General features: G+C 69.2%; 11 protein-coding genes. 6 read left to right on the forward strand and 5 right to left on the reverse strand.

The features are described from left to right. Positions 1 to 53: 53 nt before the first annotated feature. Positions 54 to 2,960: a TonB-dependent receptor domain-containing protein gene (locus tag QE360_RS13670; protein WP_309702307.1), complete on the reverse strand. Its 2,907-nt coding sequence runs from the start codon at positions 2,958 to 2,960 to the stop codon at positions 54 to 56. 326 nt (positions 2,961 to 3,286) lie between these two features. Between QE360_RS13670 and QE360_RS13675 the strand changes: the two genes are divergently transcribed. The 6 genes from QE360_RS13675 to QE360_RS13700 all read left to right on the forward strand — a co-directional run bounded on the left by QE360_RS13675 (position 3,287) and on the right by QE360_RS13700 (position 10,811). Beyond that, a complete protein-coding gene (locus QE360_RS13675) occupies positions 3,287 to 5,065 on the forward strand; it encodes an arylsulfatase (RefSeq protein WP_309702309.1) in 1,779 nt (592 codons plus the stop codon). Between the two features lie 14 nt (positions 5,066 to 5,079). Next, the gene (locus QE360_RS13680) at positions 5,080 to 5,985 is read left to right on the forward strand and encodes a formylglycine-generating enzyme family protein (RefSeq protein ID WP_309702311.1); all 906 of its coding nucleotides are present in this window, start codon (positions 5,080 to 5,082) and stop codon (positions 5,983 to 5,985) included. Positions 5,986 to 6,256: 271 nt separating this feature from the next. Continuing rightward, on the forward strand, positions 6,257 to 6,748 hold the full coding sequence (locus QE360_RS13685; RefSeq protein ID WP_309695838.1) for a spore coat U domain-containing protein: 492 nt from the start codon (positions 6,257 to 6,259) through the stop codon (positions 6,746 to 6,748). Positions 6,749 to 6,770: 22 nt separating this feature from the next. After that, positions 6,771 to 7,487 (forward strand): molecular chaperone, encoded by a 717-nt coding sequence (locus QE360_RS13690; protein ID WP_309702313.1) that lies wholly within the window; start codon positions 6,771 to 6,773, stop codon positions 7,485 to 7,487. Then, positions 7,465 to 9,864, forward strand: coding sequence for a fimbria/pilus outer membrane usher protein (locus QE360_RS13695; protein WP_309702314.1), 2,400 nt, complete (start codon positions 7,465 to 7,467; stop codon positions 9,862 to 9,864). Before QE360_RS13690 ends, QE360_RS13695 begins: the two co-directional genes overlap by 23 nt. After that, a complete protein-coding gene (locus QE360_RS13700; RefSeq protein ID WP_309702316.1) occupies positions 9,861 to 10,811 on the forward strand; it encodes a spore coat U domain-containing protein in 951 nt (316 codons plus the stop codon). The genes QE360_RS13695 and QE360_RS13700 overlap by 4 nt, the downstream gene beginning before the upstream one ends. Here QE360_RS13700 and QE360_RS13705 read toward each other — a convergent pair. From QE360_RS13705 to QE360_RS13720, 4 genes are all read right to left on the reverse strand, one after another. Beyond that, entirely contained in the window at positions 10,808 to 12,250 is a 1,443-nt protein-coding gene (locus QE360_RS13705; RefSeq protein ID WP_309702318.1) for an efflux transporter outer membrane subunit, read from the reverse strand. The two genes, QE360_RS13700 and QE360_RS13705, sit on opposite strands and share 4 nt — an antisense overlap. Beyond that, positions 12,243 to 13,418, reverse strand: coding sequence for an efflux RND transporter periplasmic adaptor subunit (locus QE360_RS13710; protein ID WP_309702320.1), 1,176 nt, complete (start codon positions 13,416 to 13,418; stop codon positions 12,243 to 12,245). The genes QE360_RS13705 and QE360_RS13710 overlap by 8 nt, the downstream gene beginning before the upstream one ends. After that, a complete protein-coding gene (locus tag QE360_RS13715) occupies positions 13,411 to 16,632 on the reverse strand; it encodes an efflux RND transporter permease subunit (RefSeq protein WP_309702322.1) in 3,222 nt (1,073 codons plus the stop codon). The genes QE360_RS13710 and QE360_RS13715 overlap by 8 nt, the downstream gene beginning before the upstream one ends. 129 nt (positions 16,633 to 16,761) lie before the next feature. Then, the gene (locus QE360_RS13720; RefSeq protein WP_309702324.1) at positions 16,762 to 18,048 is read right to left on the reverse strand and encodes a HAMP domain-containing sensor histidine kinase; all 1,287 of its coding nucleotides are present in this window, start codon (positions 18,046 to 18,048) and stop codon (positions 16,762 to 16,764) included. Positions 18,049 to 18,051: the final 3 nt, after the last annotated feature.

An 18,051-nucleotide genomic window follows, 5' to 3' on the forward strand; every position in this document is an offset into this window, starting at 1 on the left:
ACGCCTCGACGCGCGGGTGAGCGGCCGGGACACGCGTCCCGGCCACCGTCACGTCAGAATTTGAAGCCCAGACGGGCATAGCCGAATTGGCCCGGCAGGTCATAGGTCGTCGGATCGAACCCGCCGCAGCTCAGGCAGTCGGGCGCTCTCTTCCCCAGGATGTTGTTGACCCCCATGGTCAGCGTCATCCGCTGCGACATCCAGGGCAGGGTCCAGCCGACCTGCGCATCCAGATACAGGATCGGCTTCATCTCGCGATTGGCATAGGCGGGCTCGGTCACCTTGCCGATATAGCGGCCGGTGAGCGACGCCAGGAACGTCTCGCTCGACCAGTCGATCGTCGCGACGCTCTTGAAGCGGGGATAGGCCTGGTCGCCGCGTTCGGTGCCCTGCCGCTCCAGCTTGGCGCTGCCGGTGGCGGTGGGCAGGGTGGTCGAATATTCCAGCAGGACGTTGCTGGCCCAGTTCAGCCCGAACGTGCCCGCCCCGACGCGCGGACTGCGATAGAGGAGGGTGATGTCGATCCCCTCGCTCTTGAGCGAGGCGATATTCTGGAGCAGCCCGCGAATCTGCGTGATCTGGCCGCTGCCCGTCGAGGAGCGGGTGATCGCGCCGCAGCTGACCGCATCGCGCTGGTTGATGCAGTTCGCCAGCAGCACGTCCGCGCCGACCGAGGCGATCGCGTCATCGACCCGGATGGTGTAGTAATCGGCCTCCAGGCTCAGCTGGCTGGCGATGCCCGCTTCGCGCGCCCAGCTGGGGCTATAGACGGCGCCTAGCACCCAGCTTTCCGACTTTTCGGGCTTCAGCGCGCGGTTGCCGCCGGTCAGGATCGGCAATTGCAGGCCGTTCTGGACATAGTTGACCGGCACGCCCAGCGCGACGCAGTTCTGTCGCACCGTGCTGTTCGCGGGCAGGCTGGCAATCCCCGAGCAGGGATCGATGACGCCGCCATCGAAGCGCGATGGGGTGCCGAACAGCTCGCCGATGCTGGGGGCGCGGAACCCTTGCGCCCAGGTGCCGCGCAGACGCAGATCCTCGAACGGTTTCCAGCTGAGCCCGCCCTTCATCACCGTGCGGTTGCCGCTGGTCGAATAGTCCGAATAACGCGCCGCGAACGACCCTTCGAGCAGGCGGAAGAAGGGCACGTCCTTCAGCACCGGAATGCTGAGTTCGCCATAGACCTCGTTGACGTCGAACCTGCCCGAGCTGGGCTGCGCGGGAATGTCGGAGCCCAGCCCCGCTGCGACGATGGCGTCGGGCTGGAACGAGCCCGTCTGGCGGCGGAATTCATAACCCGCCGCCAGGCCGAGCGGCCCGGCAGGCAGCTGGAACAGCGTGCCGGTCAGGTTGAGCGTGGCGTCGGTCATCGTCTGTTCGGACCGGTCGCGCTGGGTGAAAGTGACATAGTCGATCATCGCCGGGGTGATCGATCCCTCCCCGCCGAAGATATTGAACGGCACGCACGCGCCGGTGCAGTTCGCCACCGGTCCCAGCGCCAGCGCCAGGTTGGCGGCGTTCACATTGCCGTGCGCCACCTGCTTGGCATGGTTTTCGGCATAAATGAGGTTGGCATCCCAGTACCAGGTCCCCTGGCCGATCGCGAATTGTCCGTCCAGCGTGCCGGACATGTACATGGTGTCGACCCGCTGGCTATAATGGCGCGGACCGTTCTCGACGAAGCGTCGCCCGATAAAGCCGTAATTGGCGGGCGTGCCATTATTGCCCGCGCTCAGCGTCACGCCGAACGGGTTGAACGGATTGGTCTGGTCGATCGAGATGGTGTCGAGCAGATTGCCGTTGCCCGCATCGGGGCCGACGAACAGCGGCAGCGGCGCCGCCTGGTTGTCCGAGGTGCGGCGGTTGTAGATCAACTTGGTGCTCAGCCGGACATTGTCCGCCAGCTGACCGGTGAAGTTGACGAAGGCACCGAATCGCTCCTGCGGGGTCAGCAAATAGTTATAGGGGCGGAAATTGAACCGGTCGGCGACGGTGAAGGACTTGAAATCGCTGTTCGCACCGGTCGGGTCCGACGGATCGAAGCGCGGCCGGGTCAGCGGATTGCTCTTAAGCGTCAGGTTCATCGCCTCGCCGGTGACGGGATTGTTGATGATGAACCGGCCATTGGGCGTGCCCGAACTGCAACTGCTGGAGCAGGCGGTCGCACCCGGATCGGGGAAGGCATAATAGGGGCGGTCGCCCGCGAAGACCGAGCCCTGGTTGATGTAATTGGCGCCCGCAACGACCGAGACCCGACCGTCCTCCGTGCGATGGCCCCAGCTCAACTGGTAATTTTGGGTGACGCCGTCGCCCTTGTCATATCCGCCGAGTTGCGCGGTGGCGAGGAAACCGTTCTGCCGCTTCTTGGTGATGATGTTGACGACACCCGCGATCGCGTCCGAGCCGTAGATGGTGGAGGCCCCGTCGCGCAGCACGTCGACGCGTTCGATCATGCTGTCGGGAATGGCGTTCAGGTCGACCGCGCCGGGAATGCCGCTCGCCGCGCTGCCGTTGATGAAGCGCAGGCCGTCGACCAGCACCAGCGTGCGGCGGCTGCCCAGATAGCGCAGGTCGATCTCGGCCGACCCCGCGCCGACGCCGCCGCCATCGGGCGGGTTGCCGTTATTGCCCGACCGGTTGAAGCGGGAATTGAGCCCACCCGCCGCACCGGGCAGGCGTTGCAGCACGTCGCCGATCGAGGAAAGGCCGGTTCGCGCGATGTCCGCGCCGTCGATGGCGGTCAGCGGTGCGCTCTGGTCCAGCGGGTTGCGGCGGATGCGCGATCCCGTCACCACGATCGTCCCGTCGCTCGCACCCGTCGCATCGCCATCGGCGGTCTCGGCGGCGCCGCTGCCGCCCGAAGACTGGGTTTGCGCCTGGGCCTCGACGGCCAGGATCAGGGACCCGATGGCCGCTCCCGTCAGCGCCCATTTTCGCAACCGGCTCGGTCGATAAACCATGATCTTTCCCCTTATTTGGTCCTGCTATGCTCCCGTTCCTGCTGCGAATTTGGGGCGGCCTCTGTCGTGCCGCCTTTGATGGGGTGTGCCACGATCGGCCCGTGTGACGCCCGCTGATACGGTGTGCCCATGCCGATCGCTGCCACCTCTATTTCATATACGGTATTACATTGCGCATGGTGTCAAGGGGCTTGCTGCGAGCGGTACCGGGGGCGGCGCACCAAGTAATTCCTATCGGTTGAGTAGGTAAACTAGCATTGTCGCGACCGCACAGAGCCTTATGCCGGGCATGCGGCCGCGCCCATGGTCGCCCAAAGGGAGCAGATATGATCGGCCTGAGACTTATGGCGTCCGCCATCCCCGCGCTTGTGGCAGCCACGCCTGTCCCGGTGGCGGCCCAACAGACCGCGCCGGTCGCACCCGCCCAACAACAGGCGGCGAAGGACGCGCCTAATTTCCTGGTCATCGTCGCGGACGATCTGGGCTGGTCCGATCTGGGCGCGTTCGGGGGCGAGATCGCGACCCCCAATCTCGATGCGCTGGCGCTGTCGGGGGTGCGCTTCACCGGCTTCCATACCGCGCCCACCTGTTCGCCCACCCGCTCGATGCTGATGAGCGGGGTCGACAATCACGAGGCCGGGCTCGGCACCATGGCCGAGTTGTTGGGGCCGGAAACGCGCGGGCGGCCGGGCTATGAGGGCTATCTGAACGACCGCGTCGCCTCGATTGCCGAGCTGCTGCGCGCGGGCGGGTACACGACGCTGATGGCGGGCAAATGGCATCTCGGCCTGACCCCGGAGCGCGAACCCGCCGCGCGGGGCTTCGAGCACAGCTTCGCGCTGCTCCAGGGCCTGTCGAACCATTTCGGCGAGGACCAGAACGACGCCTGGACCCGGGCGGGCCTGGCCCCCAGCTATCGCGACGACGGCAAGCCCGCCGCGCTGCCCAAGGGCACCTATTCCGCCGATTATTTCGCGGACCGGCTGATCGGCTATCTCGACGCGGCGGCCAGGTCGGGGGACCGGCGCCCCTTCTTCGCCTATCTCCCCTTCACCACGCCGCACTGGCCGCTCCAGGCCCCGGCGGAGACGATCGCCAAATATAAGGGCCGCTATGACGCGGGCTATGAGGCGCTGCGGAGCGAGCGGCTGGCGCGGCAAAAGGCGCTGGGGTTGGTTCCCGCCGATGCGGTGCCGCACACGCTGGAACTGGCGCGGCCCTGGGCCTCGCTGACCGCCGAGGAGCGCGCGGTCGAGGCGCGCAAGATGGAGGTCTATGCCGCTATGGTCGACCGGATGGACCAGAATGTCGGTCGCGTCCTGGCCGCACTGAAGGCGCAAGGCAGGCTCGACAATACGATCATCCTGTTCTTCGCCGACAATGGCCCCGAAGGAAACGACATCCACGCGCCCAGCCCGCGCTTCAAGGTCGGTTCGCCCGATGCGGCCTTGCCCCCGGCGGAGGCGCTGGGGATCGACAACAGCCTGGGCAATATCGGCAAGGGCAGCAGCTATGTCGGCTATGGCCCCGGCTGGGCCCAGGCCAATTCGGTCCCGTCCTGGCTGGTCAAGAGCTATACCACCGAGGGCGGCATCCGGGTCAGCGCCTTTGCCGCCGGACGCGGGGTGAAGGGCGGCGGGCGGATCGCCAATGCCAATCTGGACGTGCGCGACGTCGCGCCCACGCTGCTCGACTATGCGGGTCTGCGCCAGCCGAGCGCGTTCGCCGGTCGCCCGATCCTGCCCTATGAAGGGCATAGCCTGCGCCCCGTGCTGGCGGCCGATGCGGCGGGGGTGCGCGGCGCGGACGAGGCTCTGGGCTATGAACTCTTCTTCCGCCGGGCGTTGCGCAAGGGCGACTGGAAGGTCGTCTATTTGCCCGCGCCGACCAATCGCTACACGCGCGGCGGGGTCAGCACTGGGCGGTGGCAGCTCTTCAACATTGCGGCCGACCCCGGCGAGACGAAGGACCTGTCCGCCGCCGAGCCCGCGCGGCTGGCCGATCTGGTGGCGGCCTATGATCGCTATGCCAAGGCGAAGGGCGTGGTGCCGCTGCCCGCCGGGGCCGAGACCGCAACCGCAACCGCCCCGGCGGCGCGGCCGTGAGGATAGGGGCGGCGTTGCTGCTGGCCGTGGCGGCGACCGCGACGCTGGGTGCGCAGGCCCCCGCGCCGGTGCATCGCTGTCTCGGCCAGGACGCAATCGTCACGGTGCCCGCCGGGACCGTCCTGCTGGGCGAGGACGGCGCGGAGCGTCCGGGGCAGGCGGTGCGGGTGGCGGCGTTCCGCATCGACGCGCATGAGGTCACCAACCGCCAGTTCGCGGCCTTCGTCGCGGCGACCGGCCATCGCACCCGGGCCGAGCGCGAAGGCGCATCCGCGCTGTTCGTCGCCCCGACCGAGACCGTGTCGCTCGACGACGCCTCGCGCTGGTGGCGCTGGACGAAGGGGGCGGACTGGCGTCATCCCATGGGGCCGGGCAGCGACTTGACCGGCCGGGCGGACGAGCCGGTCGTCCATGTCGACCGCGACGATGCGGCCGCCTATGCCCGCTGGGTCGGCGGCGCGCTTCCGACCACGGCGCAATGGGAACGCGCGGCGCGGGGCAATCAGAATGCCACGCGCGACCCGGTCGAATGGGCCTTCGACCATGGCAAGCCGCGCGCCAATGTCTGGGAAGGCGTCTTCCCGATCCGCGACACCGCCGAGGACGGCTATGCCGGGATCGCCCCGGTCGGCTGTTTCGAACCCAATGACCTGGCGCTATACGACATGGTCGGCAATGTCTGGGAATGGGTGGCGGGCGAGGGCGATGTGGGGCTGGTGAAGGGCGGCAGCTATCTCTGCGCGATGAACTATTGCGCCAATTTCCGCCCCGCCGCCTATCAGGCCCAGGAACACGACCTGCCGACCTCGCATATCGGGTTTCGCGTGGCTTATCCGGTGGCTGCTCCCGGTGCGTCGCTTTCGATGCCGATCGGTCGGTCTTCATCGGGTTCGGTTACAGCGGCCAATATTGGCGGTTAGGGTTGCACGAACAAGAGGAATGCAATCATGCAATCCTGTGCAATTTATGGTTAACGAAAAGCTTCCCGTAGTTCATGGCTCAAATTTGCATGCGTACCATCTGCCAATTCCGGCAGATCGCGCGCCGATCTTGTGGCACGCTCCCGGTCGCAATTGGCCTGTACGCTCCGGGCTTTAACCCATGATCGGGAATTTGCTTCCGATTCCGAAGCTATAGCAGCCGATGCGGGCGATCGCGCTTTGACGAGGCGTGATCTGGAGGCACCGCATCGTGAAACGCTATCTTGCCATCGGTATCGCAGCGCTTGGCTGCGTCGTGATCCCCGCGCCGTCGGCCGCGCAGCAAAGTACGCAGTTCCAGGTGACGATGACGATCCAGGCCGAGTGCCGGTTGACCTCGGCAAGCGACCTGGCGTTCGGCGCGACCGGCGTGATCCAGACGGCGATCACCTCGACCAGCACGATCGGGGTCCAGTGCACCAACACGACGCCCTATAATATCGGCCTGAACGCGGGTGCGGGGGCGGGCGCGACGGTGACGGCGCGGCGGATGACCTCGGGCGCGGGCGCGACAGTGGTCTATGAGCTGTTCCGCGATCCTGCACGCTCGCAGATCTGGGGCAACACGGCGGGCACCGATACGCTGGCCGGGATCGGCAATGGCGCGGTGCAGACGCTGACCGTCTATGGCCGGGTCCCCCCGCAGACCACCCCGGCGGCCGGAAGCTATACCGACACCGTACAGGTGACCGTCACCTATTGAGCTGCCCGCAGGAGGAACGCCCATGAGACGCGCTATAGCGGTGGCCGCCATGCTGCTGACTATCCCGGCGATCGGCCGGGCATCGGACATCCGGGTCGCGCCGGTCGCCATCGATCCCTTGCCAGGTGCGCGGACCACCGCGCTGACGCTCAGCAATGCCGAGCAGCGGCCGGTACGGGTCCAGGTCCGTGTGATGCGATGGACCTCGCGCAACGGCACGGACGTGCTGACGCCGACCAGCGACGTGGTCGCCAGTCCGCCCTTTTCAACGCTGGCGCCGCAGCAGCAATATCTGATCCGCGTCGTGCGCACTGCCAAGGCGCCGCCGGTGGGCGAGGAGGCTTATCGCGTCCTGATCGACGAGGTGCCCGATCCGGGCCGGGCGCAGCCGGGCACCGTCGACCTGGTCGTCCGCCAGTCGATCCCGGCCTTCTTCTCGGACATTCCCCGCCGAATGCCAGATGTCAGCTGGCGGATCGACCGTTCGGGGGGCACCACGGCGCTGGTCGGGCGGAATACGGGCAATCGGCGGCTGCGCCTGGCCGACCTGCAACTGATCGCGGGAAGCCAGCAGATTCTCGCGCGGGCGGGGCTGGTCGGCTATGTCCTGGCGGGGTCCGAGCTCCGCATCCCGCTGAACCCCGGCACCAGCGTTCCGAACGGCGCCGATGTGCGGATGCGCGCGGTTTCCGATGGCGGCCCGATCGAGGTCTCCCTTGCGTCCCAGCCGCGCCGGTGAGCTGGGCTGGACGATCCTGGCCGCGCTGTCCTGCGCCCATCCGGCATGGGCACAGGATGACGGCAGCTTGCGGGTAGGTGTCGACGTGGACCCCCGCCGCCAGGAACAGGCGTTGCAGCTGGAGGTCTATCTGAACGACCGTCCCACCGGCTATGTCGCGTCGTTCACCCAGCGCCCCGATGGCGGCTTCAGCGCCCCGGCGACCGAGTTGCGGACCGTCGGCGTCGCGCTGCCCGTCGAGGTCGATCGGGGCGACGTGCCGCTCGAGCGCATCGCCGGTCTGCGGTATCGCTATGAGGAGATGCGGCAGATCATGTGGCTGGTCGCGGGGCCGACCGCGGAGCGGCCGACGCTGATCGATGGCGGGCGAAACGGTCGCGGCGGGGCGGTGCCGGATCGTCCGCCGCCGGGCGTGGTGCTCGACTATACGCTGTTCGCCAGCGGCGACCGAAGCGCGGTCGGTCCCCGCTTCACGGGGGCATCGGGGGCGTTCGGGACGCGGATATTCGGCGCCTTCGGCCTGATCGAGAACAGCGCCGTCGCGCTGCTGTCCAGCGGGCCGCGCGTCACCCGACTGTCGACCACCTACAGCTATGAGGATCCGTCGCGTCTGGTGACGCTGCGCGCGGGCGACACGATCAATGGCGGGCATGGCTGGACCCGGCCGATCCGGATGGGTGGCCTTCAGATCCAGCGGACGTTCGGCATGCGGCCCGGCCTGGTCACCATGCCGATCCCGCGTCTGGCGGGGAGCGCGGCCGCCCCCTCGACCCTCGACCTGTTCATCGACCGGGTCCGCACGCTGTCGACGCGCGTGCCCGCAGGGCCCTATGCCGTGATGCACCCGCCGGTCGTACAGGGCGCGGGCGTCGCGACCGTGGTCGTCCGCGACGCGCTGGGCCGCGAGACGGTGTCGACCGCGCCCTTCTATGCCTCGCCGCAATTGCTGGCGGAGGGGCTGACGGACTTCAGCGCCGAGATCGGCTTTGCGCGGCGCAGCTATGCGATCGTGTCGAACGACTATGACCGACGGCTGATCGCCTCGGCATCGGCGCGGCGCGGCATCTCCAGCCGGTGGACGCTCCAGGGCCATCTCGAAGCTGGCGCCGGCCTGGTCCAGATCGGCGCGGGGAGCGTCGTGACGTTGCGCGACCGGGCGCTGCTGTCGGTCGCGGGCGCGATCAGCCAGGCCGATGGGCGGACCGGCGGGCTTGTCGATATCGGGCTGGAGGCGCGCCGTCCCGGCTTCTCGGTCCTCCTGCGCTCGATGCGGACGATCGGCGGCTATGCCGACCTGGCGTCGCGGACCGCATCCTTCGGTCCGGTCCTGACGGGCGACCGTCGCATCTTCGGCGCCCCGCGCGAGATCGACCAGTTTTCGCTGTCGCTTCCCATCCAGGCGACCTCGGCGTCGATCGGCATCAGCCTCGTCAATTCCAAATCGGCGGCGGGGGACCGCTATCGGCTGGCCAGCCTGTCCTCGACCGCCAATGTCGGGCGCTTGTCGCTGTTCGCCAATGCCGTGGCCGATCTGGGCGGCGATCGCAGCTTCGGCCTGTTCGTCGGCGCCAGCCTGCCGTTCGGACGGCGCGCCTCGATCACCACCGGCGCGACGGTTTCGCGAGGGCGGGTATCGGGTTATGCCGAAATGTCGCGCCAGGGCGCACATGAGCCGGGTTCCTGGGGATGGTCGGTGCGCGTCGCCGATGGCCGCGAACGGGCGGGACATGCGATCCTGCGCCACACGACCGGCTTTGCGCAGTTCGAGGCGACGGGCCTCTATGCCGGGGGCGGGGTATCGGGAACCCTGCAGGCGGAGGGGGCCGTGGCGCTGATCGGCGGCGACCTTTATGCGGCCCGGCGGCTCGACCAGTCCTTTGCGGTGGCCGATGCGGGGGCGAGCGGGGTGCGCGTGTACCGCGAGAACCGGCTGGTGGGGACGACCGGCGCGTCGGGCAAGCTGCTGGTCCCCGATATTGCGCCGTTCGAGCCGAGCGCCATATCGATCGACCCCTCGTCATTGCCCGTCGATGCGCGCATCGCCTCGACCCATGCCGAGGCGGTGGCCTTTTCCCGCGTGCCCGCCCGCGTCGCCTTCGGGGTGGCGCGCGAGACCGATACCGCGCTGGTCGAGTTCGTCGATGGGGAAGGGCGGCTGCTGCCGCTGGGGTCGCGCATCGCGCGGGAGGGCGCGCCCGACGAGGCGATCGGCTATGACGGGGTCGCCTTTCTCGGTGCGCTCGACCCCAGGAACGAGGTGGTCGTCACCGACCCCGATGGCGGGCGTTGCCGTGCGAGCTTCGCCTTTGCGGCGCGACCGGGCGAACAGGTCCGTGTCCGCGCCGTCTGCCTGCCGATCGGGAGTGCGACCCCATGAAGCCCCTGATACTGGCGCTGCTCGCCGCCCTGGCGCTCCTTGTCATGCCGGGCACCGCGCAGGCGCAGACCTGTTCGGCGACGGTTTCGACGATCGACTTCGGCAGCCCGGTGCTCCTGGGCAGCGGCCCGGTCGACGTGACGGGGACGGTGTCGGTGACGTGCACCGGCATCCCGCTGCTCAGCGTGGTCAAGGTCTGCCCCGGCATCGGCGCGGGCAGCGGCGGCACCGATGGGTCGGCCCGGTTGATGACCGGCACGGCGGGCACGCTGCGCTATCAGCTCTATCAGGATGCGGCGCGATCGGTCGCCTGGGGTTCGCTCGACAATCCGACCTTGGGCAGCGTGCCCGCGATCATCGTGTCGGTCGCGCTCAATGGGGCGGGGTCGGCGACGCGTACCCTCTATGCGCGGCTGTTCGGCGGCCAGACGACGGTGGTGCCGGGCAGCTATCGCTCCAGCTTCATCGGCAACGCCACGCAGTTCAGCTATGGGGTCGAACTGATCGGCGCGAGCAGCAACTGCACCGGCTTTGCGGGCTCCGCCTCGATCCGCCCGACATTCGATGTCAGCGCATCGCCGTCCAGGGGCTGCACCGTGGCGGCGACGCCGCTGTCCTTCCCGACGACCGGCGTGCTGTCGCGGCCGGTGACGGCGCAAAGCGCGTTGACCATGACCTGCACCAACCAGACCGCCTATGCGGTGCGGCTCGATACGGGGCGCAACGCCGATGCGTCGGGCGTCCGGCGCATGCGGGGCGCTTCGGGGAGTTTCATCGCCTATGGGCTGTTCCGCGACGCGGCGCTGTCGTCGAGCTGGGATGGCGCTCTCCAGGCCACGGGCACCGGGCTGGCGCAGTCGCAGGCGATCCATGGCCGCGTGCCGCCCCAGCCGACCCCGGCGCCCGGCCTCTATTCGGACACCGTCGTCGTCACGGTCACCTATTAGCCCGGTCGGACCGAAGCCGGGGTGATCCCGCCGCCCAGGGCGCGCGCCAGCGCGACGCTGGCCGCCAGCCGCTGCGTCTGAAGGGACAAGGCGCTCTGCTGGTCGCGCAGCAGGCTCTCCTGCGCGGTCGCGACGTCGAGATAGGTGGCCGCCCCCTTGATGTACCGGTCCAGCGCGATCTGCTCGGTGCTGGCGGCGGCGGCCACCGCCTGGGCCTGCGCGGTCTGGGCGTCGTCCAGGTGGCGGAGTGTGGCGAGCGCATCCTCGACATCCTGGAACGCGCCGAGCGCATGGCTGCGATAGTCGGCCATGGCCGCCTTCCAGCTGGCGCGCGCGGCGGCGAGATCGGCGCGACGCTGCCCGCCGTCGAAGATGTTGAGGATCGCGCCGGGGCCGATCGCCCAGAACAGGTTCGGGGCGGCGACCAGACCGGCGAGCGCGGTGCTTTGGAAGCCGCCCGTACCGCCCAGCGTGATCCGGGGGAAGAAGGCCGCCCGGGCGACACCGATCCGGGCATTGGCCGCCGCCATGCGCCGTTCGGCCGCCGCGACGTCCGGCCGGGCGGCGAGCAGTGTGGAGGGCAGGCCGACGGGTATCGCGGGCTGGGCCAGCGGTGCGTCGCGGCGCGGGATGGCGAAGGTGGAGGCGGGCTGTCCGACCAGGCTGGCGATGGCATGTTCGGTGATCGCGCGCGACGCCTCCAGCGCGGCATATTGGGCGCGCGCCTCGCCGAGCAGCGCGCCCGCGCGGCCGACATCCATCCCCGTGGCGATGCCGCCGCGAAAGCGGTTGCGGGTCAGCGCGTCCGCTCTGGCGAAAGCGTCGATGGTCTTGGCCAGCAGCGCGAGTTGCTGGTCCTGTCCCCTCAACTGGACGAAATCGGTCGCCAGCTGCCCTTGCAGCGCGAGCTTGACCGCCGCCAGATCGTCCCGGCTCGCCTCCGCCAGCGCGCGGCCGGACGCCACCGAATTGCGAACGCGGCCCCACAGGTCCGCCTCATAGGACAGGTCGCCGCCCAGCGTCGCGGCGGTGTAGAAATCCGGCTGCGATCCGCCTCGCAACGGGCGTTCGTCCGATTGCCGGTTGCGGAGCAGGCCGGGGGTCAGCTCGACATGCGGAAACAGCCCCGACCGCGCCCCCGCCAGCGTCGCGCGGGCGAGATCATAGCGGGCCAGCGCACCCGCCAGCGTCGGATTGTCGCGCTCGATCCGCCCCTCCAGTTCATCAAGCAGCGGATCGCCAAAGCCCGTCCACCATGCCGCCGCCGGAGCGGCTGCGATCGCATCGACCGGCTTCCACAGGCCATCCCCCGTCGTCGGCATCTCCTTGTACGCCGCGGGTGTAGCCATGACCGGCGGGCGATAGGCGGGGGCCATCGAACATCCGCCGAGAAGCGCCAGCATCGCTCCCGACAGCCAGCGGGGGCGGGATTTAGCCATGATGGTCGTCCCCCACGCGCACCAGCTCGCCCTGCGCCAGCGAGTCCGGGGGATTGTCGACGATCCGCTCGCCGGGGGTCACGCCCGACAGGATCTGGACGGTCGGGCCGTTGTCCTGGCCGATATGGATCCGGTGCATCGCGATGCGGCCATGCGGATCGACCGTGGCGACCTGCGCCCCGCCCGCGCCGAACAGGATCGCGCTGGAGGGCACCATCGCCGTTCCGGCCTGTCCGGGCAGGTCGAACCGCGCCTGGGCATAGCCGCCGGGCTTCAGCAGGTCGTCGGGATTGTCGGCCAGCAACTGGACGCGAAAGGCCCCGGACTGCGGATCGATCGCGCTCGACAGCCCCGCCACCGTCGCGGGGAAGCGGCGCCCCGGAAAGGCGGGGACGCTCAGCGTCGCGGTCATGCCCGGCCGGATCGTCGCGGACAGCGATTGCGGGACGTTGACATAGACGCGGATGCGGTGGGTGTCGGCCACCCCGAACATGGGGGCCTGCGCCGCCGCGCCGGGGCCGACCAGATCGCCAACCTCGGCATTGCGCGCGGTCACCACCCCGGCAAAGGGCGCGCGCACCACGGCATAGCGCTTCATCGCCTCCAGCCGCGACAGCGCGGCGCGGGCCTCGGCGACCCCGGCGGTCTTGACCGCCAGATCGCCATTCTTCTCGTCGACCTCCTGCCGGGAAACCGAAGAGCTGGTCAGCAGGTCGGCCCAGCGTGCCGCCGTGCTGCGCGCCAGCTTCTCATGCGCCAGGGCGCTGGCGAGCGCGGCGCGGGCCTGCCCGATCTGCTCGTCCAGTTCGGGCGTGTCGATCTCGCCCAGCGCCTGCCCTTGCGCGACATGCGCGCCGATATCCTGCGACCAGCGGCGCACATAGCCGCCGACGCGCGGAAAGAGCCGGGCGGCCTCCCAGGCCTGGAGCGTCGCGGGCAGGTCGAGCGTGTCGCTCGCCGCGCCGCCCTTGACGGTGACGAGGTGGACGGTCGGAATGGCATTGGCCGTCGACCAGCTGGCCGCGGACGCGACGTCATGGCTGCGCGACAGGGTTCCCACCCCCACGATGCCGATCGCCAGCACGGCGGCGGCAAGGCCTGCGGTCTTCAGGCCCTTGGGCGTGGGGGTGTCGGCCGACACAGCGGGGGCCGGGGCGGCTTCATGCATGGATGGCTTCTCCGATGGGCATGGCGGGGGAAGGGGTGTCGGCCGTCCGGCGGCGGTGCGCGATGGCGAAGACGACGGGGACGAAGACGAGCGTGGCGAGCGTCGCGCAGAGCAGGCCGCCGATGACCGCGCGGCCGAGCGGCGCATTCTGCTCGCCGCCTTCGCCCAGCCCCAGCGCCATCGGGGCCATGCCGATCATCATCGACAGCGCGGTCATCAGGACCGGGCGGAACCGGGTGGCGCCCGCCTCCATCGCCGCCTGGACGGCGTCGCCGCACGCCGCCAGCCTTTCGCGCGCGAAGCTGACGACCAGCACGCTGTTGGCGGTCGCCACGCCCATGCACATGATGGCCCCGGTCAGCGCGGGCACGCTGAGCGGCGTATGCGTCGCGAACAGCATCCACACGATCCCGGCCAGCGCGGCTGGGAGGGCGGAGACGATCACCAGCGGATCGGTCCAGCTCTGGAAGTTCACGACGATCAGCAGGTAGATCAGCACGACCGCCCCGGCGAGGCCCAGGATCAGCCCGGTGAAGGCGGTGTTCATCGTCTCCACCTGTCCGCGCAGCGCCACCGTCGCGCCCTTGGGCAACTGGCCCCTGGTTTGCGCCAGCACCTGGCGGATGTCGGCGGCGACCGCGCCCAGATCGCGGCCCTGCGGCGTGGCATAGACGTCGAACACCGGCTGCACCGCATAATGCGAGACCAGGGCGGGGCTCGGCTCGCGCTGGAGCGTGCCCAGCGCGCGCAGCGTCTGGAAGCTGCCCGGCGTGCTGCCGGTGATCGGCAGATTGTCGATCTGTTCGACCGTGTCGGCGCGATATTGCGGGGCCTGGACCACGATCGGATAGGACACGCCGTTTTTCGGGTTCAGCCAGAAGGTCGGCGCGACCTGCGCGCTGCCCGCCAGGTTGACCGACAGGCTGCGCGTCACGTCGTTCTCGGTGATGCCCAGGCGGCTCGCCTCGGCACGGTCTACATCGACCGCATATTCGGGATAGTTGGACGCCTGTTGCAGCCGGACATCGGCCAGCCCCGGAATCCGCGACAGTTTCGCGACCAGCATCCGCGCATAGGCCTCGCCCCCCTTGGTGTCGGGGCCCGCGACCTGGACGTCGATCGGCGCGGGCGAGCCGAAGTTCAGGATCTGGCTGACGATATCGGCGGGCAGGAAGGAGAAGGACGAACCCGGAAAGTCGTGCGGAAGCTGCTCGCGCAGGGCCTTCACGAACCCGGCCGTCGGGCCATGGCCTTCCTTCAGCGTGATCAGGATGTCGCCGTCCTGCGGACCGACGCCGCCGGTGTTGGAATAGGCGCGATTGATGCCGCTGACCGGCAGGCCGATATTGTCGACGATGGTGTCGATCTGGTCGGCGGGCACGACCTGGCGGATGCGGTTCTCGATATGGTCGAACAGCGCCGCCGTCTCCTCGATCCGGGTGCCGACGGGCGCGCGGACGTGAAGGCTGATCTGCCCCGCATCGACGGCGGGAAAGAAGTTGCGCCCCAGCATCGGCACCAGCGCAAAGGACATCAGGACGACCGCCATGAAGGCGATGACGAACGGCCGCCGCCGGGCGAGTGCGAAGGCCAGCAGGCCGGTATAATAGCCGCGCACCCCCTCGAACCGGCGCTCGAACCCATGCTGGAACCGGCGGAGCGGGTTGCGGCTCTCGGGGCGTCCGGCCTGGGCGTCATGCGTCACCATCACCTCGGCGGTGTGCGGCCCCGCATGGTCGCGCAGCAGGTAATTGCCCATGGTCGGGACCAGCGTACGCGACAGGATGAACGAGGCGATCATCGCGAACACCACCGCCATCGCCATCGGCGCGAACAGGAAGCCCGCGACGCCCGGCAGGAAGAACATCGGCACGAAGGCGATGCAGATGCACAGCAGCGAGACGAAGGCGGGGCCGACGATCTGCCGGGCGCCGTCCAGTATCGCGTCGCGCACCGGCTTGCTCTGTTCGAGATGCCAGTTGATATTCTCGATGGTGACGGTGGCATCGTCGACCAGGATGCCGACCGCCAGCGCCAGCCCGCCCAGCGTCATGATGTTGAGCGTCTGCCCGGCCAGCGCCAGGCCGGCGATGGCGGCGAGGATAGCGAGCGGGATCGAGGCGGCGATGATGACCGTCGACCGCCACGAACCGAGGAACAGCAGGATCATCAGGCTGGTCAGCGCGGCGGCGATCACGCCTTCGCGCATCACCCCCGACACCGCCGCCTTCACGAACACCGACTGGTCGGACAGCAGCTTGACGTTCAGTCCGGCGGGCAGGGTCGCTTCGAGTTGCGGCATCAGCGCCTTGACGTGATCGACGATGGCGATGGTCGAGGCCGACCCGCTCTTCAGCACGGTCATCAGCACCGACCGCGCGCCGTCGACCCGGACCTCGTTGCGCTGCGGCGGCGATCCGTCGCGGACATGCGCCACGTCGCGCATCAGGACCGTGGTCCCGTCGATCGTCCGGATCGGCAGGGCGTTGAGATCCTCGATCGCGTCGGGGCTGTTGTTCAGCCGCAGATTATATTCGTAGCGGCCGATCCGGGCGGTCCCGGCGGGGATGATCTGGTTCTGCTGCGCCAGGGCATTGGCGACGTCGGTCGCCGACAGCCGGTGCGCCTGAAGCGCGGCGGGATCGAGGTCGATCTGGATCTGCCGCTCCTTGCCGCCATAGGGCGACGGGATCGCCGCGCCCTGGACCGATGCCAGCGCCGGACGGATCATGTTCTGGCCCAGGTCGTAGATCTTCTCTTCGGACAGGCCCTTGCCGGACAGCGCCAGTTGCAGGATCGGCACGGTCGAGGCGTTGTAGTTCAGGATCAGCGGCGGGGTGATGCCCGGCGGCATCTGCTTCAGCACGGTCTGCGAGACGGCCGTCACCTGCGCGGTGGCGGTGCGGATGTCGACGCCGGGGCGGAAGAAGATCTTCACGATCCCGACGCCCGACAGCGACTGGCTCTCGATATGGTCGATATCGCCGACCGTCGCGGACAGCGAACGCTCATAGTAATAGATGACGCGCCCCGACATGTCGCGGGGCGGCAGCCCGCGATAGGTCCATACCGCCGCGATCACCGGGATGCGGATGTCGGGGAAGATGTCGGTCGGCGTCTCGACCGCCGCGATCCCGCCGCCCAGCACGATCAGGATCGCGAGGACGACGAAGCTATAGGGCTTGGCAAGGGCGAGCTTGACGAGTTGAAGCATGGGCATCCCGGTGTCGGACACGAACAGGGTGTCGGCGACGGCGCGGGGGAAGAGGGTGGGGACCGCGGCCGCGTCGCCGACGGAAGCCTCTTTCGCGCCGATCGGGGGCACAGGCGACTTAAATGAATTTCACACCGACCGGGGCAGCGCGATCCGGACGCACAGGCCGGGCCGGGCGTCGGACAGGTGCAGGCGAAAGCCGTGGAGGTTCAGGATCGCGACGACGACGCTGAGGCCCAGGCCGCTGCCCGGCACGTCCCGCGCCGCCACGCCCCGGTGGAAACGCCGCAGGACCGCATCGCGCTCCTCGGGCGGAATGCCGGGGCCGTCGTCACGGACTTCGATGGCCGGGCCGCGATCGTCCTCGGTCAGCGCGATGCCGACCCGGCCGCCGGGGCGCGCGAACTTGATCGCATTGTCGACAAGGTTGCTGAGCGCCTCGAACAGCAGCCGGTCGTCGCCCTCGACCCATAGCGGCCGGGTCGCCACCGACAGGGCGATATCGCGGTCCTCGGCCAATGGCTCGTACAGCTCGGCGACCTGCGCGACCAGCAGGGCCAGGTCGATCCTGTGGAAGCCCGCGCGTCGACGCCCCGCCTCCAGCTCGGAGATGCGTAATAGCGCGGCGAAGCGTTCGAGGACCAGGTCCAGGTCGGCGGTCGCCCGACCGATGCCCGCCGCCACCTCCGCCGGGTCATGCGGCCGGTGGGAGAGCGCGTTCAGCGTGGCGCGGACGCGGGTGAGCGGGGTGCGCAGGTCATGGGCGATCGCATCGGTCACGCCCTTCACCTGCGCGACGACGCGGCCGACCTCCTCGACGGTCGCATTCACCGTATTGGCGAACTGATCGAGTTCGTCGTGCCGCCCCGCGATCGGCATCCGAACGGAAAAGTCGCCCGCCGCGATCTCCCGGCTGGCGCGTTGCAGCGCCCGGACGCGGCGGAGCGGGGCCCGGCTGAACCCCACCGCCGCCGCCGCGACGCAGAGCAGGATCAGCAGGCCGCTGACGATCAGCGTCTCCAATATGGTATGGCGCAGGACGCGCAGCAGGCTGATGTCGCGACCGACCAGCAACGTCTCGCCGTCGCGCGTCCGGAACGCGACCAGGCGGAACGGCCCGCGCGACCCGCTCTCCACGTCGACGGGACGGCCGGGGACCAGCGGCCGCAGGAGACGGACATTGCCCAGCACCGGCGTACCGTCACCCGCGATCAGCGCCAGATAGTTGAAGCCGGTCCGGTTCCGCCTCAGTTCATACCGGACCCGGTCGGGCAGCTGGTCGGCGGGCACCCGCGCCAGGGGCTCGGCGACGGCGTGCAGGATGCGGTCGCTGCGCGCGGTCAGGTCGCGGGCGGCGGCGAAATAGACCACGCCCAGCATCGCGATCAGCCCGATGACGAACACCGCCCCCAGCATCGC

Origin of the sequence: Sphingomonas sp. SORGH_AS_0789, from assembly GCF_031453055.1 — a bacterium.
GTDB lineage: Bacteria > Pseudomonadota > Alphaproteobacteria > Sphingomonadales > Sphingomonadaceae > Sphingomonas.